Origin of the sequence: Kitasatospora herbaricolor, assembly GCF_030813695.1 — a bacterium.
Classification (GTDB): domain Bacteria; phylum Actinomycetota; class Actinomycetes; order Streptomycetales; family Streptomycetaceae; genus Kitasatospora; species Kitasatospora herbaricolor.
The window spans coordinates 4,085,138-4,105,396 of record NZ_JAUSVA010000002.1 but is presented as its reverse complement, the minus strand read 5'-3'; the positions used below and the strand labels follow the sequence as shown (position 1 = coordinate 4,105,396).

Genomic DNA, 20,259 nt, shown 5'->3' with positions numbered 1-20,259 from the left:
GATCACTTCAAGTGGCCGCCAAGAATCCACCCGGGAGAGTGTCCTAACCGGCCGTCACCCGGTTAGACGGGTGTGGACACCAGAACACCTCGGTTCCCCGGGCAGGGCGGCACGGCGGGGATAGATTCCGGCCCCGGTCTCAACACGGTCAAGGTGCCGTCCGACCCCGCCCGGCTGAGCAGCACCCAGGCGAGCTTCCGGCTCAGACTCGGCGCCCCCGTGGCGCCGCTGATCGACGCGCCCAGCGACCTGCTGGCCTACGGCGCGGCCTTCGGCGACCCGTACGCCTCCCAGGGCTTCATCCGGCGCCCGCTGGTCACCCCGCAGGTGGTGGTCGACACGGCCGAGGTCCCGCTGCTCGCGGGCGCGGCCGTCGGTGCCCCCCGCCGCAAGGGCCGGGTCACCGCCGTCACCTGGACCGGCCAGGCCGCTCCCGGCGACATGGCGGCCACCAGGCTGCTGGAGGCCGTGCGCCTCAGCACCGTGCCCGCCCCCGCCGGCGAGCGCGGCGGCCAGGGCACCCGGGCGGACGACGACACCCAGCTGATCCCGCCCTACGGCGGCTCGTCGACCGTGCCGCGCCAGCCGGGTTCGCCGGCCGGGCCCAGCGGCGCCGGCGCGCCCAGGCCCTGGACACCGGCCGGCGAGCTGCCGGAGGTCTCCGCCGTCGCGGCGGGCGACTCCAAGCACGCCTGGTACCCGGGCCGCCGCGTCGACCTCGGCCTCGTGCTGCTCCCGCTGCGGGTGCTGCTCGGCTCGCTCTCCGTCTACGCGGGCTTCAGCAAGCTCTGCAACCCGGTGTACTTCGACGGCGGCGACCGCGGCTCGATGATGCGCTGGCTCGCCTCGCTGCACCCCTGGCGGGTCGCCGAGCCGCTGCTGGCCTTCGCGATGGCCCACCCGGTGGGCGCCGGTCTCGGTGTGGCCTTCACCGAGATCGTGGTCGGCGTGCTCTCCATCCTCGGTCTCTGGCAGCGGTTCGCGGCCGGTGCCGCGATGCTGCTCTCCGCCGCGCTGCTGTTCACCGTGAGCTGGCGGTCGGTGCCGGTCTACGACACCCCCGACCTGATCTTCCTGGCCGCCTGGAGTCCGCTGCTGATCGCCGGCGCACCGTTCGGCTCGCTGGACGGACGGCTCGCCCTGGAGGCCTGGCGACGGTACGGGGCCGGCGCGCCCGGCGCCCTGCGCCGGCGGGTCCTGCGGCGGGGTGCCGTGATCACCTCCCTGGTGGTCGGGCTGACCCTGCTGCTCGGCTCGATGCTCGGCGCCGCCGTGCGCACCGGCGGCCGCCCGGCCCCCGGCCCGGCCACGCCCAGCAGCGACTACGGCACCCCGCTCTGGCCCGGCACCGCCTCGACGGCGCCCAGCCCTGCAGCGACCCCGACCGGCAAGCCCTCGCCCACCGTCTCGCACCCGCCCACCCCGACCGCTTCACCGTCGGCCTCCGCCCCCGCCTCGCCCAAGGCGAGCCAGAGTGCCAAGCCCCGGTCGGGCAAGACCGACGCGGCCCCCTCGGCCGGGACGCCGAACGCCCCCGCCGCCGGCACCTCGTCCAGCGGCCGCACCGCCGCCCCCGGCGGCACGGCGCCCAGGCCGAGCCAGAGCAGCCCCGGCTCCGGCCTGCTGGGCGGCGTCCTGGGCAGCGCGCCGCTGGCGGAGCTGCCGGCCCTGGGAGCCCAGCAGGGCGGCCGGGCCCGGCCCGGCACGGTGGTCTCCACCTGATCGACGGTCTCCACCTCACCGACGCCGGCCCGGAGGGAACACCACCCTCGGGGCCGGCGGACAGCGACGAGCCGGTCGGGACACTCCGTGGGGAGTGTCCCGACCGGCTCGTTCCGATTGCGGTGGCGCGGGCGGTGGCGGAGGCGCACCGGGCCCTGAAGCGCCGCACGGGCCCGCCGAGGGCGCGTACCGGCCGTGCCGGTCCCCAGGCCGGGGCAGGGCCCCCGGAGCCGCTGAGAGCCACGGGGAGCCGCTGCGGGCCGCCTGGGCCGTCCGCCGTGCTATGCGGGGGAGACCGGCGTGCTCCGGGCCGCCACCGGGCTCAGGCCGGCGCCGGAGGCCAGCTCCTTGGCGGCCTCCGTGAGGTCCTTGGCGGTGTCGATCGCCCGCCAGTACACGCCCTGCGGCAGCTGGTAGCCGGCCAGTCGCTTCCCCCGGGCCAGCTGCGGGAAGGTGGTCCGCTCGTGGTCGCCGACATCGGGCAGCAGCGCGGCGAACTCGGGGCTGAAGACGTACAGGCCCGCGTTGATGAGGAACGGCGACGGCGGCGCCTCGATGAAGTCGAGCACGTTGCCGAACTGGTCGGTCTCCACCGCGCCCCACGGGATCCGGGGCCGGGCCAGCGCGAGCGTCGCGACGGCGTCCCGCTCGTGGTGGAAGGAGGCCATGTCGCGCAGGCTGAAACGGGTCCAGATGTCGCCGTTGGTGGCGTACCAGGGCTCCTCCGGGCGGGGGAGGGCCCGGGCGGCGTACTTGAGGCCGCCGCCACGCCCCAGCGGCTCGCTCTCGACCACGGTGCTCACGTTCAGCGGCAGGTCGGCCCGGTCGAGCCACTCCTGCAGCACCTCGGCCAGGTGGCCGCAGGAGATCACCACGTCGGTGACGCCCTCCGCCGCCAGCCAGGCCAGCTGGTGACCGACGATCGGCGTACCGGTGCCGGGGATCTCCACCAGCGGCTTGGGACGGTCGTCGGTGTACGGGCGCAGCCGGGAGCCCTGACCGCCGGCCAGGATCACCGCCTGGGTGACGACGGGGGCTACGAGGGAAGCGGAGTCAGCGGTCATGCCGAGAACAATAGGGCCGGGGCCCGGCGGGGCCGTTACGAGCACCCCGGCCCGGGGCGGGCGGCCCGGCCGGCCGCCGGGCGGCGGTCAGCCGGCGGTGGCCCCCGAGGCGAAGGAGCCGTCGCAGACCGGGCGGGCGAAGGAGCGGGCCCGCTGGACGTCGCCCTGGTACTTGCGTACGGCGGCCTTGCCCAGGTCGGCGGCGAGCGTGCTGCAGTACGGCGTGAGGGCGGGCTTCTCGCGCATCGTCCGCTCCAGCAGGTCCAGCGCGGTGCCGGGGTTGTTGGCGCGCAGCTCGTCGAGCAGGTCGGCCCGCAGGGCGTCCTGCGGGGCGAGTCCCTGGGCGTTGGTCTGGCCGGTCGGGGCGCGGCCGATGCCGGCCCCGTCGTTGCTGGACGCCGCGACGACCTGCTGGTCGAGCGAGGTCGGCGGGGCCCAGGGGACCCGGGTCACGGCGAGGGTGCCGGTGGTCACCAGGATCACGGGCAGAGTGAGGGCTACGGTCTGGCCGATGCGGCGCACAAGCTGATTCACGCTCAGGAGCGTAGCGCCGGGTATGCCCGGTATCGCATTCCGTTACCCCAACGAGTGAGCCGTGTCCCGATTCGTCCCGTCACCGTGTTGACGGGCCGGTGGCGGCGGCCCGCCGGCCGCGCCGCGGCGCCGTGCGGGCCGGGTCCGGCCCCGGACACGACCGAGCCCTGCCGGACCGCCGTCCGGCAGGGCTCACCCGTATGTCAGCTCTGCTACCGCGGGGCCGGGGCCCCGGAGAGCGTCAGGCGCTCAGGCGGGCACCCGTGCTGGACGAGAAGACGTGGGTCTCGTGACCGATCGGCACGACGTGGATGGTCTGGCCGCGCTCCGGGATCTGACGGCCGTGCACGCGGACGACGATGTCCTTGTCGTCGCCACCGATCTTGGTGGTGCCGTAGACGAAGCCGTCGGCGCCGAGCTCCTCGACCACGTTGACGGTGACGGCGACGCCCTCGATGCCGCCGGCCGGGACGATCTCGAAGTGCTCCGGGCGGATGCCGACCGTGACGGTCTTGTCGGTGCCGGCGCCGGCCAGCTCCTCGCGGGAGATGTTGATGATCGAGCCGCCGAACTTCACGCCGCCGTCGACCAGCGGGACCTCGACGAGGTTCATCGCCGGGGAGCCGATGAAGCCGGCCACGAACAGGTTCGCCGGGCGGTCGTACATGGTGCGCGGGCTGTCGACCTGCTGCAGCAGACCGTCCTTGAGGACCGCCACGCGGTCACCCATGGTGAGGGCCTCGACCTGGTCGTGGGTCACGTACACGGTGGTGATGCCGAGGCGGCGCTGCAGGCTGGCGATCTGCGTACGGGTCGAGACGCGGAGCTTGGCGTCGAGGTTCGACAGCGGCTCGTCCATGAGGAAGACCTGCGGCTCGCGGACGATCGCGCGGCCCATGGCGACACGCTGGCGCTGACCGCCGGAGAGCGCCTTCGGCTTGCGGTCCAGGTAGTCGGTCAGGTCGAGGATCTTCGCGGCCTCCTCGACCTTGCTGCGGATCTCGGCCTTGTTGACGCCGGCGATCTTCAGGGCGAAGCCCATGTTGTCCGCGACGGTCATGTGCGGGTACAGCGCGTAGTTCTGGAACACCATGGCGATGTCCCGGTCCTTCGGCGGCAGGTGCGTGACGTCGCGGTCACCGATGCGGATGGCGCCACCGTTGACGTCCTCCAGGCCGGCCAGCATGCGGAGGCTGGTCGACTTGCCGCAGCCCGAGGGGCCGACGAGGACGAGGAACTCGCCGTCCTCGACGTGCAGCTCAAGGGCGTCCACGGCGGGCTTGGTGCCGCCCGGGTAGAGGCGGGTCGCCTTGTCGAACGTGACAGAAGCCATGGCTGTGTTCTCCTTCACCGGCAGGAACGTGCCGGACGATCCGAGTAAAGGTGGATGTCTGCTCGGCCGGTCCCGGTGGTCTGAACCACTGCACGAACCGGCTCCCCGCGACGCTACCTCCCGGCTCCGCCCCTTGTCAGCCCCCTCCCGCCCCCGAGTTCCGCATCGGTTCGGTCACGCCCCCTGGCCGCCCGGGCGGGGTCGGCGATATGCAGACAACGCGCCATCCCGTCCCGGTAGACTGCCACCCGGTGCCGCCGTGGTCCGCCGCGGACGGTCACCATGCCTCCTTAGCTCAGCTGGCCAGAGCACCGCTCTTGTAAAGCGAAGGTCGTCGGTTCGAATCCGACAGGGGGCTCCGCGCACCGCCCCGGACGAGCAGCAGACGCGGTCGTCCGCGGCACCGGCCCCGGACGACTTCGTCCGGGGCCGTTCTGCATGAGCGACGCGACGACGCGCAGGGCGGGTGGCCCCATGGCTGGCCCCGGGCCCGGGCCGTCCCCGGTCGACCGCCCGCCCCGGTGGTCGGCCGGGGCCACCGGTGGTCAGGCCCGGGGCAGGAGGGCTTGGTCCTCGGCGAGGTCCGCCAGCAGTTCGTCCAGCTTGGCGCGGTCGACCGACGACATCAGGAAGACGTGCACGTAGCTGCGCCGGGTGCGCTCGTCGCCGGGCACGAGCAGGACGTCCTGCGAGGACAGGGACCACTTGGCGACCAGCTCGGGGCTGGGCTTTCTGAACCGTACGGTGATGGCGCCCGGGGTGCGGGCCGGCCACAGCTCGATGCCCTTCTCCTGCTCCAGGAGGTGGAGTTGCCGCTCCAGGTAGGCGGCCAGCTCCTGGGCCCGGCGGATCCGGTCGACCTGGTCCTGGTAGGAGTGCCGGGAGAGGTGGTCCCAGAGGATGAGCGGTGAGAAGCCGTTGCGGGAGCCGGCGAAGGTGGTGTCGGGCGCGCCGATGTACTCGGGCTGGGACGGCGGTGATATCTGGTACTTCACCTTGGTCATGTAGATGCCGCAAGGCCACGGTGCGCCGGGCCACTTGTGGCCGCTCATGGCGATCGAGGAGACCATGTCGAGGTCGCCGAACTCCCGGGTGGGCAGGGTGATGCCGAAGTCGAACTCGGGCAGCCCGCTGTCGGGGGTCCAGCCGAACCCGGCCGGGTCGGCGGAGGCCATCCGCAGGAAGGGCGCGTACCCGGCGCCGAGGGCGCCGTCGACGTGGATCCAGAAGCGCCGGCGGAGGTCGGTCAGCGGCTCGCCGGTACGCGGGTCCTTGCCGTACGCCACCTCGGCCCGGACCAGGCCGTGCTTCTCGAAGACCGGCAGCAGGCGCTCGCAGACCTCCCGGACGTCGTCGTGGGCGCCCTTGAAGGTGCTGCCCAGGTTGAGGCTGACGAAGATCGGGTGGCCCTTGGCGGCGAAGAACTCCACCAGCACCGCCAGGGCGTCGATGTCGATCTCCCCGGTGCCGTCCCAGGTGCGGCCCGAGGGGCCCTTGCGGGACGGCACCTCGGCGGGCCAGGCCGGGCTCCCGTCCGGGGCGGCGCCGGCCAGCGGGCACTCGTCGGGGTACTGCTCCGTGCCGACGGTGTGGAAGGTCTCGACGCCCAGCACGTGGACGGCCTTGGCGAAGGAGTAGTGGGTGTCCTCGGAGTAGAAGGCCACCGGCCGGTAGGCGTTGGGGTTGCCCGGCTCGGACGCGGGCCGGAGGTAGCGCGGGGCGGCGGCCGCCGCGGCCGGCGGCTGGATCAGCGCCTTGCCGCTCAGGTAGTCCCGGGCGTTCCAGAGCGCGTACATGTTGCCCTCGGTGGAGCCCATGGAGAGCACGTAGCCCCAGTACGACTCGGGGTCGGCCGCGTCGTACGGGCCCCGGGCGTGCCACAGGGCGGCGTAGTAGTCGAGGACGGCGCGTTCGACGACCTTGGTGTTGGGCTTGTAGCCGCCGCTCCGGAACGGGTCGCCGAGGTTGTTGATGTTGTGGTGCATGAACCGGCCGAGGTCGAAGGCGCTGCCGCCCATCTCCTGGGTGGCCTGGTAGCCGAGGAGGTGGCGGCGCTTGCTCGTCAGGTACGCGTCCATGGTGTCGAGGGCGCGCAGGCGCTGCTCGTCGTCCAGCCCGCCGGCCGGGAGTTCGAAGTCGAGGACGTCCGGCTCCTCGACCGGGCCGGGGGGCGCGACGGCGGGCCCGGGCGCCCCGAGGAGCCGGGCGTCCGGGGCCGGTGCGAGGACGTCCGGTGCGGGCCGGTCGTGGCCCGCGGGCATGGTCAGGGTGTCGGTTCGGCTCATGCTGCGGCGCTCCCGGTTCGCTGGGTCGGACGCTCCGCCGGGGCGACTCCGGTGGTCGGCGAGGGCCGATCCGATCAGGGCCAGGATGGAACCTGTGACGACGGGAGGGGAAGCAATCCGCAGAAGATTCGGAATGAAAAGCCACAACCTTGCGAATCATCGGTACGGCGAGGGACCCTGGGCCTCGTGCCGAACAATCCTCACCCCCGGCAGGCGCCCCTCGACGACGTGGACCGGGCGATCCTGCGGATCCTGGCCGACAACGCCCGGACGCCGAACAACGCGCTCGCCGACGCGGTGGGCATCGCCCCCTCCACCTGTCTGGCCCGGGTGCGCGCCCTGCGCGAGCGCGGGGTGATCCGCGCGTTCCGGGCCGAGATCGCCCCCGCCGCGATCGGGCTGCCGCTGCAGGCGATGATCTCCGTCCGGCTGCGGGCCCACACCCGTGAGCAGAACGAGAGCTTCCGCGACTCCGCCCCCGACATGCCCGGCGTGGTGGCGGTCTTCCACATGGCCGGATCCGACGACTACCTGCTGCATGTCGCCCTGGCGCACCCCGACGCCCTGCGCGACTTCGTGGTGGACCACCTCACCACCCACCCGGCGGTGGCGCAGACCCGGACCAACCTGATCTTCGAGCAGATCGCCGGGCGCCGGCACCTGGTTCCCGGTCCGGTGAGCCCGGTCCGGTGAGCCCGGCCCGGTGACCGGTCGCCTCCGGGCGCGGGACGGAGCCGCGCCGGTCCGCAGCGCGTGCGCAGGACGCCCCGGGCCGTAACGGCCCGGGGCGTCCTGCCGGTGCCGGCGTCGGTGCCGGCGGGCGAAGGCCGGGTCAGAAGGCCCGGTCGTCGTCGCGGTAGAGGCACAGGGCCCAGATCACGAAGACGTCGAGCGCGATGACGATGATGTTCCACACGGGGTAGTAGGGGAGCCACATGAAGGCGCTGATCGCGCTCACCGAGGCGAGCACGATACCGGCGATGCGGCCCCAGAGGGCGCCTCGCAGGACGCCCGCGCCGGCCACGACGACCAGCGCGCCGATGACGATGTGGACCCATCCCCAGGAGGTCACGTCGAAGCGGAAGACGTAGTTGGGGGTGGTCACGATGAGGTCGTTGTCGATGACGGCGACGATCCCCTGGAAGATGTCGAGGATGCCGTTGACCAGCATCACGACGCCGGCGAACAGGGCGAGGCCGGTGACCCATCCGCTGTTCGGCGAGGCGGAGGGGGTGTCCCGGTAGGGCGGGTTGGGGGCGGTGCTCATGGTGGGTCCTTTCTCGGGGAGCCGGACGGTGGTGGTTCGGGGGAGGAGGTCAGGGAGGGTGGTCCGGGTCGCGGCCCTCGGCGATCCACCGCTCGCCCCGCTCGACGGCCTCCAGCAGGGAGGCGCCGACCACGGGGGCGGCGGGGACGAGTCCGTCCTCGCCGAGGCGCTCGATCAGGCCGGTGGCCCGGATCACGTGCTCGAAGGCCGGGGTGGCCCCGGCCAGCACGAGCCGGCCGCCCTGGCGACCGAGCTCGTCCGACCGGAGACCGAGCCACTTGATCACCGCGGACGAGGGGACGTCCGGGATGCCGCGCACCAGCAGGACGAGCACGGCCCGGTCCGCACCGGTGGTGTCCGGCCAGTCGGCCTGGATGTGCGGCAGTTCGGCGAACAGGCTGACGCCGGTGTATTCGAGGACGGTCACCTCGCCGGCCGGCAGCCGGGGCGGCGGGGGCGCGGTGCGCCAGTGGCCGTCGCCGGTCGGGAGGAAGGCGCGCAGCCGGGCCTGCCGGGCCGCCTGGACACAGTAGAGCAGCAGGGAGAGCACGGCGCCGACGATGATGGTCTGCTGCAGCGCCAGCTGCGTGGTGAGGACGAAGGTGAGCACCATCGCGGCCGTCGAGGTCCACGAGGTGCGCAGGACGAGCATGATGTCCTGGCGCTTCCCCCAGATCAGCTCGCCGCCGACGACCAGGATCAGGCCGCCGATCACCGGCATCGGTATCCGCTCGGCCGCCGGGGCGAGGGTCAGCACGATCAGGGCGAGCCAGACCCCGGAGAAGATCCCGGCCCAGCGGGTCCGGGCGCCGGCCGCGACGGCGACCCCGGTACGGGAGAGCGAGCCGCCGGTCGGCAGGGCCTGGAACAGGCCGCCGGCCAGGTTGGCCAGGCCCTGGGCGGTGAAGTCCCGGTTCATGTCGGGCTTCGAGCCGTCCGGGTTGGGCACGGTGGGGGAGATGCCCGCGGCCTGCGCGAGGGCGACCAGGGCGATCGACAGGGCGCCGCCCGCGAGGGAGGGCAGCGCAGACCAGTGCGGGGCGGTGAAGTGCGGCAGCGCGGACGGGATGTCGGCGATGCTCCCGACCAGCTCGACGCCGGTGCCGAGCAGCGCCACCCCGACGCTGACCAGGACCATCGCGACCAGCAGCGCGACCGCCCGCAGTCGCGGTACGGCGTGGGCGAGCGCCCAGACGGCGACGGTCACCACCGCCACCAGGGTGGTGGCCAGGTCCCAGCTGCCGAGGTGGGTCAGCCAGTCGTAGAGCCGGGCGAGCCGGTTGTGGCCCTGCGGCCGGTATCCGGTGGCGTCCTGGAGCACGCCGGTGATGATCTGGACGGCGATGCCGGTGGAGAAGCCGGTCATCACGGCGTTGGAGACGAAGCTCAGCACCACGCCGAACCGCAGCAGGCCCATCAGCAGCATCACCAGGCCGGCCATCACCGAGATCAGGGCGACGTTCCCGGGATCGAGCGGGTCCAGCCCGGCCTCGTCCAGCACGCTCTGCGCGGTGAGCGCGATCGCGCTGGTCAGGGTGGTGACCATCAGGACGGTACGGGCCGTCAGCGAGCCGACGATCGCCGGGAGGACGCCGGAGAAGAGCCCGGCCACCGGGTTGAAGCCGCCGATCGACGCGTACGCCATGCCCTCGGGGATCGAGAACAGGCCGGTGACGAAGCCTGACGTGACGTCGGCCGTGGTCGGTCTGCCGAACCGGGGCGGCGGTCCGGCGCCGGGGCGCGACCGCACGGCACCGGGCCCCTTCACGGCACCGCACCGAGGTGGCCGGCGGCGCACCGGCCCTGGGTGCCGGCGGCGGCGCGGACGTCCGGGCCCCGCTCGCGGAGGCGGTGACGGGTGGCCGGATGTCGGCCCGGCACGGCGCACCGGGGCGTCATGTGGTCAGCCCGGAGATCGAGTCCCCGACGTACTTGGCGCCGAGGACGACGAGGACGACCATCATGACGGCCGCGTTGTGGGCGGCCGTCCACGCCTTCCAGCCGCCCAGCACCTGGGCCGACCGGTCGCCGCCGAGGAGGCGCACGCCGAGCGGCAGCAGCGTGCAGAGGGACCCCACCAGCACCATCAGCACCGCCGCCACCGTCTTTCCCCCGACCGAGGCGCCGCTGGTCGCGATGGAGGCCGCGCCGCCCACGGCGAGTGCGAGGTTCTTCGGGTTGGCGACGACCAGGGCTGCCGCCAGGCCGGCCGCCCTGCCCGGGGTGAACCGGTCGATCGCCCGCATCCACTTCGGCGGCTCGGTGACGTGGCCCTCCCGGGACCGGCCGCGCCACTGCTTGGCGCCGAGCAGGAGGAACAGCACGCCGAGCGCCAGCTTCAGCCAGTACGACCAGGTGGGCTTCCCGGTGTGGGCGTCGACACCGGAGCCCGCGAGCACCACGGCCGTCACCACCGCGGCCAGCGCGAGCATCCAGCCGGCCGTGAACGCGGTCCCGTTGGCCTGGCCCTTGGGCGTGGCCAGCATCAGGATCACCGCGATCAGCGGCAGCGGGCTGATCGCGATGCCGACCGCGGAGGCCAGCATCTGGCCGACGGCGTCGCCCACGGGGCCCTCCCTGGAACTGGTCGGATTCCCGCCCGTGCGCCTCGGGCGGTCCGGCGGGCGGTGCGGCCGCCGCCCGAGGCGTACGGGCTGCCGACCGGGTCGGGGTGCTGCTCCCATTCCCTGCCCCGGCGGCCTGATCGGCGCGGTGGCCTGGGCCTTCCGGGTGAACCGGTTCCCGTCGCCCGCCGGACCGGACACGGTGAAATGCTGTGAGGGAAATGTGGTGATATGACTCGTTTCAGTGCCGTACGCGCGTCACCGGCGGCGCTGTTGGCTGACCGGCCACCGAAATACGGTGACCGGCTGGGACGGGAGCACCATGGACGACTACCCGCTGCTCGATCTGTTCTGGACCATGTTGGAGTTCTTCCTCTGGGTCCTCTGGTTCTTCCTGCTCTTCAAGATCATCACTGACATCTTCCGCAGTCAGGACATGGGCGGTTGGGGCAAGGCCGGTTGGACGATCTTCGTGATCCTGCTTCCGTTCCTCGGCGTCTTCGTCTACCTGATCGCCCGCGGCCGCTCGATGGGTGAGCGTGACCTGGAACAGGCACGGCGCACCGACGCCGCGTTCAAGGCCTACGTGCGGGACGCGGCCGCCTCGCCGGGCGGCGGCGGTGGCGGACCGACCAGCCACGCCGACGAACTCGCCAAACTCGCCGACCTCAAGAACAGCGGCGCGCTCACCGAGGTGGAGTACCAGCGGGCCAAGGACAAGCTGCTCGCCTGAGGACGGGCGGCCCGGTGGAACCGTTGGGCGGCGACGCCGCGGCCCGTCCGTCCCGTGGCACGGACGGGCCGCGCGGGCCGGGCCCCGGCGCGCGGGTCTGGTACGCGGCCTACGGCTCCAACATGTGCCTGGACCGGTTCACCTGCTACCTCGCCGGGGGCCGGCCGCCCGGCGCGGCGCGGACCTACCCGGGCTGCCGGGACGCCCGGCCGCCGGAGCGCGCGGTGCCCCTCCTGCTGCCCGGGCAGCTCTACTTCGCACTGGAGTCCGCCGTCTGGACCGGCGGCTGCGGCTTCTACGACCCGCTCGAACCGGGTGAGATGCCGGCCCGCGCCTACCTGGTCTCGGTCGGGCAGTTCTCGGACGTCTTCGCCCAGGAGTCGGCCCGCCCGCCCGGGGCCGACCTCGACCTGACCCGGGTGCTGGCCGACGGCCGCGCCGCGCTGGGGCCCGGCCGCTACGAGACCCTGCTCCGCGCCGGGTGGCTGGACGGCCTGCCGGTGCTGACCCTCACCGCGCCCTGGCACCGGGCGGAGGCCGCGCCGGCCCGGCCGGCCGCCGGGTACCTGCGCCAGCTGGCCAGAGGGCTGCGCGAGGGCCACGGCTGGCCGGCCGGGCGGATCGCCGACTACCTCGCCGCCCGGCCGGGGGCGGCCGGGGCCTGGCGGCCGGCCGACATCGAAGGCCTGCTCGGCCCGGACGAGCGGTGGGCGCCCGGCCCGCCGACGGCCGGTCCGGCGGCTCCCGTGCGGCCGGGCCGCAAGATTCCCGGGCGGGTGCCATAACCGATCGGCCGGCGGCCCGTTGGCAGATGCGTGGACAAACTACTTCCGCTGCTCGGCGGCGACGAGGGCGTCGAGGGCGCCGGGGCGGTCGGGGCCGGCGGGCTCCGCCGTCACGCCGGGCACACCGGCCCGGACGGCTCCGAGGGCGCCGGCGGGTACGACCCGTTCGCCGGGCCGGTGCTGGCCCTGCGGCCCGGCCGGCTGACCCGGTTCGACCGGGGCTGGTCGCTCCAGGTGCCGGCAGGCGAACTGGCCGGACTGGCGGCCGGGCCGCAGGCGGCCCGGGCGCTCCGGGCCCGGCGCGGCTTCCTGCACGACAGCGGCCACAACCGGGTCCTCGCCGAGCTGCTCAGGGTGCGGCCGGAGGAGTTCGGCCGGGTGGGGCAGCTGGCCCTCGGCGCCGAGAGCATCCGGATCCGGGGCGGCCTGGTCGAACTGGTCCGGCCGGAGTCCATCGACGGGTTCCAGCGGCTGACCCTGCTGGCGCGGGCCGCGGCCCGGTCGGGGCTGCCCCACCTGGCCGGCTCGACCGTCCGGCTGGAGGTCTTCACCAGCCCGGAGCGCGAGCACGTCCGGCGACTGCACGACATCGCGGACCTCTACCTGAACCCGGCCACCGCCCAGGACTGCCTCCGGCGCTGCCCCGAACTGCGCAGACTGGCCGAGGAGTTCGAACGTGAGGGCTGGCTGCCCCGGTTCTCGATGGCGGACGTCACCCGAGCGCTGGCCTGCCTCTCCACCGCGCCCACGCCGTACCTGCCGCAGCTGGTCTCCACCGACGGCGGGCTGGACGCGCTGTGGGCCGACATCACCTCGCCGCACTACGCCGCGCTGATCCACCCGCGGGTCCACCCGCTCGGGGTGCTCCGGGCGCTGGAGGCCCGGCGCACGGCGCGGCAGGCGCTGGCCGGGATCCCCAAGGCGGCCAGGACCGGCCCCGGCCGGCTGCTCGACGACGCACCGGACCTGATCTGCTGGGCAGCCTGCCGCCACCTCCCGCTGCACCAGCTCCACGACGAGCGCACCACCACCAAGTGGGACCGCCTGATCGACCAGGAGCTGCCGGCCTGGACGGTCAGCGCCGCCTACGACTACATCGGCCGGTACCGGCGGGCCGAGCCCGAGCACTCGGCCGGTGCGGCGGACCGCACCGGCTTCGGGCTCTGGCTGCAGCTGGCCGGCATGAGCCCGGGGCCGGCCCCGGCGCGCTGACCGTTCCGCCCAGGGCCGGGGCGGTGCAGGGGGCAGCGCCGCCGCCCCTGCGCGCGCCGGCGCGGACGGCCGTACCGTGGAGGACACAAGGGGGCATACGGAGGAGGCTGCGATGCCCGGTTCTGTCAACATCAGCCATCACGAGGCGACGGTCGCGATCGGCGCTCCGGACGCCCAGCGGCTCGCGTCGATGCTGGCGGAGATCGCCTACCTGCTGGAGATCCCGGGGCCGAACCGCCTCAGCGACTCGCAGCTCAGCATCCTCTGCGACGGCAAGGCCGCCGACCGTGACGAGGTCATGCACTGGGCGCGCGAACTCGGGGCCGAGCTGAAGGCGCGGCACTGACCGCAGCTGCGGCGACCACCGACAGCGAACCGCCCCGCGGGCCCGCGGGGCGGTCGTACCATGGCCCCGGAGGCGGCCGCGGGAGCCCGCCTCCGGGGCCTCGGCGCCGGGCGGACCCGGGCGCGGACCTCACGGAACGGGCGGACGAGAGCAGGGCGGCCGGCATGTCGACCACGTGGATCACGGTCGGGACACCGCTGCCCAGCGGTCCGATGCGGATCGCCGTGACACCGGCCGGCGTCGTGACGTCGGACTACCTGCCCGACGGGAGCGCCACGTCCGCGCCGGTCTGCACCGACCCGGCGAAGATCGAGGCGGTCACCGGCCGGATCACCGACTACCTGGCCGGGCGCCGCCGGGCGCCGGACCTGCCGATCGACTGGTCCCGGATCGGTGACGCGCACCGGGTCGTGCTGCGCACCCTGCTCACCGAAGTGCCGTACGGACGGACCATCACCTACGGCGAACTCGCCGCGCTCAGCGGGGTGTTCGAGGGAACCACCGAGCCCGGCCTTGCTGCCAGGACGGTCGGGCAGATGATGGCCGCCAACCCCGTGCCGCTGCTGGTGCCCTGCCACCGGGTGGTCGCGGCGGACGGCCTCGGCGGCTTCGGCGGCGGCCGGGTCGGCATCGAGGTGAAGCGCTGGCTGCTCACCCTGGAGGGCGTGCTGGAGCCGACCCTGGACTGGAACGGCCCCGACTGGGTCGAGGCCGCCGCGCGCGGCTGACCGCTCCCGCCCGGCGGGAGGGGCCGGCCGCGCCCGGCGGCCCGGCAGGGGTTCAGCCCGGCAGGGCGTCGACCAGGTCGAAGGCCACCGGGACGCGCTCCAGCGCGTGCGGCACCTGGCGCGGCAGTACCGGGTGGACGCCGGACACCAGGGTGTACTCGATGCCCGCGAGCCGGTCGGCGGGGGCCGGGGTGGGGATCTCGCCGAGCGCCAACTGCACCGCGTTCCAGGGCAGGTTGAGGCCCGCGAGGCTGAGCTGGTGCAGGCCGCCGGACGGTCTGGTGTTGACGTCGATGACCACCGGCTCGCCGTGGTGGTGCCGGAACTGCACGTTCGACAGGAAGGCCATGCCGAGCGTCTCGACCAGTTGGCGGGCGGGCTCCAGGTAGCGCGGGGCGGTGGTGAAGCTGCGGCGCCGGCGGTGCTTGGTGCGGCCCACGGCGGTGATCAGCCGGCCGTCCAGGTCGCCCAGGCAGTCCACCGAGACCTCCGGGCCCTCCAGGTACGGCATCACCAGCAGGTCCACAGTGGTGGCGGAGCCGTCCATGGCGGCCAGCACCTGGTCGAGCTGGACGTGGCCGCTCGGCCACCCGGACAGCGCGTGCAGCCCGAAGGGCTCGCGGGTGAGCACCCGGAACCCCTCGCCGCCGGCCCCGGAGGCGGGCTTCAGGCAGGGCACGCCGTCCGCCGCCTCGATCGCGGTCACGGCGGCCAGCAGTTCGTCGGCCGTCCGCACCTGCCACCAGGGGGGAGTCGGCAGGCCGGCGGAGGCTATGGCCGCGTACCCGTCGACCTTGCTGTCGAAGGCCGCGATCGCGGTGGCCGGCGGGCAGGCCAGCGCCGTGCCGACCTCCTGGAACTCCTTGCGGTGCAGGGAGATGGCGAGTTGGTTGAGCCGGGGCAGGAAGACGTCGACGGCGTTGCGGGCGCAGTATTCGAGAGCGAAGGCCACGTACTCGTCAGGGGCCAGACCGTCGGGTTCCAGGGAGGCGACGTCGGCGGCGGCCAGCACCGGTGAGTCGGCGTCGACATGGGTGGCATGGACCTCGACGGGGCGCGGAGCGGCGCGCAACTGCTCGATGAAGAACACGTTCTCGGCGTAGGTGCGGTTGAGCCAGACGCGTACGGGTGCGCTCACGGAGGTCTCCCGGGGCAGGAGTGAACGTTCGGGAGGGCATCCGGTCCGGCCGCTTGCTCGGTGCGTAGGCATACGAAACCCGGCGGTCGGCCAACGGCTTGAGTGACTTCGGCGCCTTGGACGTGCCCTTGAGGTGGCACCTTAGCGCTCCTTCGGCGTCTTCGTGAACGCCGGGTGGGGGCGGGGCCGGTCGCCCCTCGGCGCGGGCCCGCGGGCGCGGGCGCGGTTCTTGCCGAAGGGTGCCGGGGGATTGGCCGCGGCAGGTTTTCCGGGGAATTTCCGGAGTGTGAACCGATGGGGTCGAATGGTATTTCCGGTCGCTCTTCGACGGGATTTCGAGAGGCCTCCGAGTGGCATCCGGACAGGTGCCGGGCGCTGCCGGTGAGTCCTCCGGTCGGCTCGAACGAAGGTCGAACCGTAATCGCTCAACTGATCCAGTCGTACTAATTATCCTGCGATGTCGACCACTCGAAAGAGTGATTGCAGGTTAGCTCGAACGGCCCCACCATGATTGGTGCAAGGCGACACTTCATTCGGTTAACGCGAAGGGTTCCCGTATGTCGACCGAAACCAACGTCGGTATTCCTGCGCAGGGCGGGCAGGCGCAAACCCGGCAGCAGCAGAGCCTTGGCACGGCGGGCGCGAAGAACCTCGCCACCACCACCAAGTCCGCGCCGCAGATGCAGGGCATCAGCTCCCGCTGGCTGCTGAAGATGCTCCCCTGGGTGCAGGTCGCCGGTGGTACGTACCGCGTCAACCGGCGCCTCACGTACGCGGTCGGGCGTGGCCGGGTGAGTTTCGTCAAGACGGGGGCGGACGTCCGCCTGGTGCCGCCCTCGCTGCGCGAGCTGCCGGTGCTGCGCGGGTTCGAGGACGACGGCCTGCTGGCGGAGCTGGCGGCCCGCTTCGTCCAGCGCGACTTCTCCGCCGGCGAGGTGCTGGTCGAGGCCGGGCGCCCGGTCGAAGAGGTCTTCCTGATCGCCCACGGCAAGGTCAACAAGATCGGCCGGGGCAAGTACGGCGACGAGGCGGTGGTCGGCTTCCTCGCGGACGGCGACCACCTCGGCGACGAGGCCCTGCTGCAGGCCGACTCCGCCTGGGAGTACACCGTCAAGGCCGCCACCGCCGGTACCGTGCTGGCGCTGCCCTGGCCCGCCTTCCAGGAGCTGGCCGACCGCTCGGAGGCTTTGCGCGGCCAGATCCTGGCCTACCTGGCGGGCTCGCAGGCGGCGCAGAATCGTCACGGCGAGGCGGAGATCGAGCTCTCCGCCGGCCATGAGGGCGAGCACGAGCTGCCCGGCACCTTCGTGGACTACGAGCTCGCGCCGCGCGAGTACGAGCTGAGCGTCGCCCAGACGGTGCTGCAGGTGCACAGCCGGGTCGCGGACCTCTACAACCAGCCGATGAACCAGATCGAGCAGCAGTTGAAGCTGACGATCGAGGCCCTGCGCGAGGCGCAGGAGCACGAGCTGATCAACAACCGCGAGTTCGGCCTGCTCCACAACGCCGACTACGACCAGCGCATCCAGACCCACTCCGGCCCGCCCACCCCCGACGACATGGACGAGTTGCTCAGCCGGCGCCGGGGCACCAAGTTCTTCCTCGCCCATCCGAAGGCGATCGCCGCATTCGGCCGGGAGTGCAGCCGGCGCGGCCTCTACCCGGACGCGCTGGACGTGCAGGGGCACCACGTCCCGGCCTGGCGGGGGGTGCCCATCTTCCCGTCCAACAAGATTCCGATCCTGGACGGGCACACGAGTTCGATTCTCGCGCTGCGCACCGGCGAGGACAACCAGGGTGTCGTCGGTCTGCACCAGACCGGCATTCCCGACGAGTACCAGCCGAGCCTCTCGGTCCGCTTCATGGGGATCAACGAGAAGGCGATCATCTCCTACCTGGTCAGCGCCTACTATTCCGCCGCCATTCTGGTGCCCGACGCGATCGGCGTGCTGGAGAACGTCGACGTCGCCCGACCCAGGGACTGACCGCCCGTCGCCGGGGGCGCGTCGAATTCGCCCGGCACCGCATTCCCGGATTCCGGTGTTCGCCGGTCGAATTCACCGCCCCGGCCCGACCCCGGCCCGACCCCGACCCCACCCCGACCCGGACCCCGGCCGCCCGGGCCGTGCGCGTGAGCCGCCCGGGCGGCCCGGGGCCCCGGGCGCAGGCCGGTGCCGGGGCCGGCCCGACCGCAGGCCGTGCCGGCGTGCGAACCGCCGGCGCGGCGCCGCACCACCAGGACAGCGTTCTCACAGCAGGGGAGGAACCATGGGGATCTTCGCAGTGGAACGGGACCACCGGGAGGGGAGCGACGTCGACGACGTCCTCGCCCGGGCCCGGGAGTCCGTCGACCCGGCACTGCGCACGGCCGTCGGCACCCTGCCACCGTCGCTGCAACGCATCGCCGCCTACCACTTCGGCTGGTCGGAGTCGGACGGGTCCACGGCGGCCGCGCCCTCCGGCAAGGCGATCAGGCCCGCCCTGGTGCTGGCCGCGACCCGGGCCCTCGGCGGGGATCCGGCCGCCGCCGCCCGCGCCGCCGCCGCGGTCGAGCTGATCCACAACTTCACCCTGCTCCACGACGACGTGATCGACGGTGACGACACCAGGCGTCACCGCCTCACCGCCTGGCGGGTCTTCGGCACCACCGAGGCGATCCTCGCCGGTGACGCCCTGCACTCGCTGGCCCTGCGCACCCTCGCCGAGGACACGCACCCGGCGGCGCAGGCCGCCGTCCGGCGCCTCGCCGACTGCGTGGTCGAGCTGTGCGGGGGGCAGCAGGCGGACTGCGCCTTCGAGCAGCGCAGTGACGTTTCACTCGCCGAATGCCTGGCGATGGCCGAGGCCAAGACCGGTGCCCTGCTCGGCTGCGCCTGCGCGGTCGGCGCCCTCTACGCGGGCGCCTCGGAGGAGGTGGCGCGGGCGATGGACGCGTTCGGCCGCGAGATCGGTCTGGCGTTCCAGCTGATCGACGACCTGATCGGGATCTGGGGGGACCCGGAGGTCACCGGCAAGCCCGTCGGCGCGGACCTGGTGGCCCGGAAGAAGTCCCTCCCGGTGGTGGCCGCCCTCGGCGCCGGTACGGCCGAGGCCGCCGTGCTCGCCGGTCTCTACGGCCTGGTCCGCCCGCTGACCGAGGACGAGCTCGCCCGCTGCGCCCGGGCCGTGGAGGCGGCCGGCGGCCGGGCCTGGGCCCAGGGCGAGTCCTGCGAGCGGATGGCCGCCGCCATCGCCCACCTGGCCGAGGCCGTGCCCGAGCCGGCCGACGCCGACGAGCTGCTGGCGCTCGCCGAACTGGTCACCCGGCGCAGCCACTGACCCCGCGCGGCCCGGAGCGGGCCGCATCCCGGTGACCGGGTGTCCGCCCGGGCCGGCGCCACGCCGTGCGCCGGGCCGCCCGGCAGGGCCGTCGCGCCCTCCTGCCCGCCCGCTGCGGCCTGCCGGCCCGTGCGGCCCCGCCCCTGGCCCGTCGGTGGCGCGCGGGCTCCGTGAAGGCCCCTCCGGCCGCCGGCCCGTCCCGGCCGCCGTCCGGCGCCGGCCGTCACCTTGCTCCACCTTCTTGACCGAGACAGTCCGCCCGAGCACGAGGAACAGCCCATGAGTTGGATGGACATCGGCACCCTGGTCATCGTCCTGCTCTGCCTGGCCGCTGCGCTGAAACTGCTGCAGCGTTACGTCCCGCACCCCGTCCGCGAGGCCCACAACGACGTGGCCGGCTTCATCTTCGCCGCGGTCGGCGTGCTCTACGCCGTCCTGCTCGCCTTCGTGGTGATCGCCGTCTGGGAGAACAACGACTCCGCCCGCAAGACCACCTTCCAGGAGGCCGACTCGCTGGCCGGCATCTACTGGATCTCCCGTGAGCTCCCGGCGCCGCTCGGCCCCCAGCTGGAGAAGCGGACCCTCGACTACGCCCGGCTGGTGATGGACACCGAGTGGCCGCTGATGGCCGAGCACCACAGCAGCCCGGAGGCCACCCAGCTGGTGTACGGGATGCGGGCGGACGTGTTCGCGATCAAGCCGGAGAGCGAGCAGCAGAACGTCCTGTACGAGCACGCCGTCAGCCACCTGGAGAAGCTGGCGTCCGAGCGCCGCCAGCGGCTGAACCAGGTGGACGACGAGGTGCCGACGCTGCTCTGGGTGGCGCTCATCGCCGGGGCGGTCCTGACGGTCGGCTTCACCTTCCTGTTCGGCCTCTCCAACACGCTCTCCCACACGCTCATGGTGCTGGCGCTGAGCGGGCTGGTGGTGATCTCACTGATCGTCATCAAGGAGATGGACTTCCCGTTCACGGGGGTGACGGCGGTGAAGCCGACGGCCTTCGAGGTCTTCCTCAACCGCCTGCCACCCCCGCGCTGACCGGCCGGCCGTCCCGGCCCTTCCCCGTCCCGTACCGGGGTCGTCCGCCGCGCCGCAGGCGGACGACCCCGGCGCGCCCGGCATCACCGGCCGGGGCGGTGGACCCGGCCCCGGCCGTCCACCGCCCCGGCCGGCGGCGTTCCCGGCGGCGTTCCGGGCCCGCGGTCCGCGCCACGCCCGTCCGGGGCGTGC

General features: G+C 73.6%; 18 protein-coding genes and 1 tRNA gene. 11 read left to right on the top strand and 8 right to left on the bottom strand.

Annotated features, from left to right (window positions below; all coding sequences use genetic code 11):
* The first annotated feature begins 153 nt into the window (after nucleotides 1-153).
* The gene (locus J2S46_RS18270) at nucleotides 154-1,722 is read left to right on the top strand and encodes a DoxX family membrane protein (RefSeq protein ID WP_229912327.1); all 1,569 of its coding nucleotides are present in this window, start codon (nucleotides 154-156) and stop codon (nucleotides 1,720-1,722) included.
* A 281-nt stretch (nucleotides 1,723-2,003) separates the two neighbouring features.
* Here J2S46_RS18270 and J2S46_RS18265 read toward each other — a convergent pair whose 3' ends face one another.
* From J2S46_RS18265 to J2S46_RS18255, 3 genes are all read right to left on the bottom strand, one after another.
* Complete coding sequence (locus J2S46_RS18265) at nucleotides 2,004-2,786, bottom strand: nucleotidyltransferase family protein (RefSeq protein ID WP_191288820.1); 783 nt, start codon at nucleotides 2,784-2,786, stop codon at nucleotides 2,004-2,006.
* Nucleotides 2,787-2,873: 87 nt separating this feature from the next.
* On the bottom strand, nucleotides 2,874-3,320 hold the full coding sequence (locus J2S46_RS18260) for a hypothetical protein (protein WP_191288819.1): 447 nt from the start codon (nucleotides 3,318-3,320) through the stop codon (nucleotides 2,874-2,876).
* Nucleotides 3,321-3,561: 241 nt separating this feature from the next.
* Nucleotides 3,562-4,653 (bottom strand): ABC transporter ATP-binding protein, encoded by a 1,092-nt coding sequence (locus tag J2S46_RS18255; protein ID WP_191288818.1) that lies wholly within the window; start codon nucleotides 4,651-4,653, stop codon nucleotides 3,562-3,564.
* Between the two features lie 284 nt (nucleotides 4,654-4,937).
* On the opposite strand from J2S46_RS18255, the gene J2S46_RS18250 reads away from it, so the two are divergent.
* Nucleotides 4,938-5,011 (top strand) — tRNA-Thr (locus J2S46_RS18250).
* Between the two features lie 187 nt (nucleotides 5,012-5,198).
* Here the strand turns inward: J2S46_RS18250 and J2S46_RS18245 are convergent.
* The gene (locus J2S46_RS18245) at nucleotides 5,199-6,938 is read right to left on the bottom strand and encodes a PLP-dependent aminotransferase family protein (RefSeq protein ID WP_191288817.1); all 1,740 of its coding nucleotides are present in this window, start codon (nucleotides 6,936-6,938) and stop codon (nucleotides 5,199-5,201) included.
* Nucleotides 6,939-7,124: 186 nt separating this feature from the next.
* On the opposite strand from J2S46_RS18245, the gene J2S46_RS18240 reads away from it, so the two are divergent.
* Nucleotides 7,125-7,631 carry an Lrp/AsnC family transcriptional regulator gene (locus tag J2S46_RS18240; RefSeq protein ID WP_191288816.1) on the top strand — a complete coding sequence of 169 codons (507 nt, stop codon included), beginning with the start codon at nucleotides 7,125-7,127 and terminating at the stop codon, nucleotides 7,629-7,631.
* A gap of 139 nt (nucleotides 7,632-7,770) precedes the next feature.
* On the opposite strand, the gene J2S46_RS18235 is transcribed toward J2S46_RS18240, so the two are convergent.
* The 3 genes from J2S46_RS18235 to J2S46_RS18225 all read right to left on the bottom strand — a co-directional run bounded on the left by J2S46_RS18235 (nucleotide 7,771) and on the right by J2S46_RS18225 (nucleotide 10,772).
* Complete coding sequence (locus J2S46_RS18235) at nucleotides 7,771-8,205, bottom strand: DUF7144 family membrane protein (protein ID WP_191288815.1); 435 nt, start codon at nucleotides 8,203-8,205, stop codon at nucleotides 7,771-7,773.
* A gap of 49 nt (nucleotides 8,206-8,254) precedes the next feature.
* Complete coding sequence (locus tag J2S46_RS18230) at nucleotides 8,255-9,955, bottom strand: SulP family inorganic anion transporter (protein WP_191288814.1); 1,701 nt, start codon at nucleotides 9,953-9,955, stop codon at nucleotides 8,255-8,257.
* A 145-nt stretch (nucleotides 9,956-10,100) separates the two neighbouring features.
* Nucleotides 10,101-10,772, bottom strand: coding sequence for a GAP family protein (locus J2S46_RS18225; RefSeq protein WP_191288813.1), 672 nt, complete (start codon nucleotides 10,770-10,772; stop codon nucleotides 10,101-10,103).
* A gap of 319 nt (nucleotides 10,773-11,091) precedes the next feature.
* On the opposite strand from J2S46_RS18225, the gene J2S46_RS18220 reads away from it, so the two are divergent.
* The 5 genes from J2S46_RS18220 to J2S46_RS18200 all read left to right on the top strand — a co-directional run bounded on the left by J2S46_RS18220 (nucleotide 11,092) and on the right by J2S46_RS18200 (nucleotide 14,573).
* Nucleotides 11,092-11,502: an SHOCT domain-containing protein gene (locus J2S46_RS18220; protein WP_191289027.1), complete on the top strand. Its 411-nt coding sequence runs from the start codon at nucleotides 11,092-11,094 to the stop codon at nucleotides 11,500-11,502.
* A gap of 14 nt (nucleotides 11,503-11,516) precedes the next feature.
* Nucleotides 11,517-12,287 (top strand): histone deacetylase, encoded by a 771-nt coding sequence (locus J2S46_RS18215; protein WP_370882198.1) that lies wholly within the window; start codon nucleotides 11,517-11,519, stop codon nucleotides 12,285-12,287.
* Between the two features lie 30 nt (nucleotides 12,288-12,317).
* Complete coding sequence (locus J2S46_RS18210) at nucleotides 12,318-13,499, top strand: hypothetical protein (protein ID WP_191288812.1); 1,182 nt, start codon at nucleotides 12,318-12,320, stop codon at nucleotides 13,497-13,499.
* Nucleotides 13,500-13,611: 112 nt separating this feature from the next.
* A complete protein-coding gene (locus J2S46_RS18205; protein WP_191288811.1) occupies nucleotides 13,612-13,845 on the top strand; it encodes a hypothetical protein in 234 nt (77 codons plus the stop codon).
* Between the two features lie 164 nt (nucleotides 13,846-14,009).
* Nucleotides 14,010-14,573, top strand: a complete 564-nt coding sequence (locus J2S46_RS18200; RefSeq protein ID WP_191288810.1) for a methylated-DNA--[protein]-cysteine S-methyltransferase — start codon at nucleotides 14,010-14,012, stop codon at nucleotides 14,571-14,573.
* Between the two features lie 52 nt (nucleotides 14,574-14,625).
* Here J2S46_RS18200 and J2S46_RS18195 read toward each other — a convergent pair whose 3' ends face one another.
* A complete protein-coding gene (locus J2S46_RS18195; protein WP_191288809.1) occupies nucleotides 14,626-15,711 on the bottom strand; it encodes an ATP-grasp domain-containing protein in 1,086 nt (361 codons plus the stop codon).
* Nucleotides 15,712-16,268: 557 nt separating this feature from the next.
* On the opposite strand from J2S46_RS18195, the gene J2S46_RS18190 reads away from it, so the two are divergent.
* The 3 genes from J2S46_RS18190 to J2S46_RS18180 all read left to right on the top strand — a co-directional run bounded on the left by J2S46_RS18190 (nucleotide 16,269) and on the right by J2S46_RS18180 (nucleotide 20,067).
* Nucleotides 16,269-17,696: a family 2B encapsulin nanocompartment shell protein gene (locus J2S46_RS18190; protein WP_191288808.1), complete on the top strand. Its 1,428-nt coding sequence runs from the start codon at nucleotides 16,269-16,271 to the stop codon at nucleotides 17,694-17,696.
* A gap of 283 nt (nucleotides 17,697-17,979) precedes the next feature.
* Entirely contained in the window at nucleotides 17,980-19,029 is a 1,050-nt protein-coding gene (locus tag J2S46_RS18185) for a family 2 encapsulin nanocompartment cargo protein polyprenyl transferase (protein WP_191288807.1), read from the top strand.
* 279 nt (nucleotides 19,030-19,308) lie between these two features.
* The gene (locus tag J2S46_RS18180; protein ID WP_073924482.1) at nucleotides 19,309-20,067 is read left to right on the top strand and encodes a bestrophin-like domain; all 759 of its coding nucleotides are present in this window, start codon (nucleotides 19,309-19,311) and stop codon (nucleotides 20,065-20,067) included.
* Nucleotides 20,068-20,259: the final 192 nt, after the last annotated feature.

Bases quoted from the DNA above. Each gene is read 5' to 3' on its own strand.
- J2S46_RS18200 (WP_191288810.1), top strand. From the start codon at position 14,010: ATGTCGACCACGTGGATCACGGTCGGGACACCGCTGCCCAGCGGTCCG.
- J2S46_RS18205 (WP_191288811.1), top strand. From the start codon at position 13,612: ATGCCCGGTTCTGTCAACATCAGCCATCACGAGGCGACGGTCGCGATC.
- J2S46_RS18245 (WP_191288817.1), bottom strand. From the start codon at position 6,938: ATGAGCCGAACCGACACCCTGACCATGCCCGCGGGCCACGACCGGCCC.
- J2S46_RS18185 (WP_191288807.1), top strand. From the start codon at position 17,980: ATGGGGATCTTCGCAGTGGAACGGGACCACCGGGAGGGGAGCGACGTC.
- J2S46_RS18180 (WP_073924482.1), top strand. From the start codon at position 19,309: ATGAGTTGGATGGACATCGGCACCCTGGTCATCGTCCTGCTCTGCCTG.
- J2S46_RS18265 (WP_191288820.1), bottom strand. From the start codon at position 2,786: ATGACCGCTGACTCCGCTTCCCTCGTAGCCCCCGTCGTCACCCAGGCG.
- J2S46_RS18235 (WP_191288815.1), bottom strand. From the start codon at position 8,205: ATGAGCACCGCCCCCAACCCGCCCTACCGGGACACCCCCTCCGCCTCG.
- J2S46_RS18190 (WP_191288808.1), top strand. From the start codon at position 16,269: ATGTCGACCGAAACCAACGTCGGTATTCCTGCGCAGGGCGGGCAGGCG.
- J2S46_RS18255 (WP_191288818.1), bottom strand. From the start codon at position 4,653: ATGGCTTCTGTCACGTTCGACAAGGCGACCCGCCTCTACCCGGGCGGC.
- J2S46_RS18220 (WP_191289027.1), top strand. From the start codon at position 11,092: ATGGACGACTACCCGCTGCTCGATCTGTTCTGGACCATGTTGGAGTTC.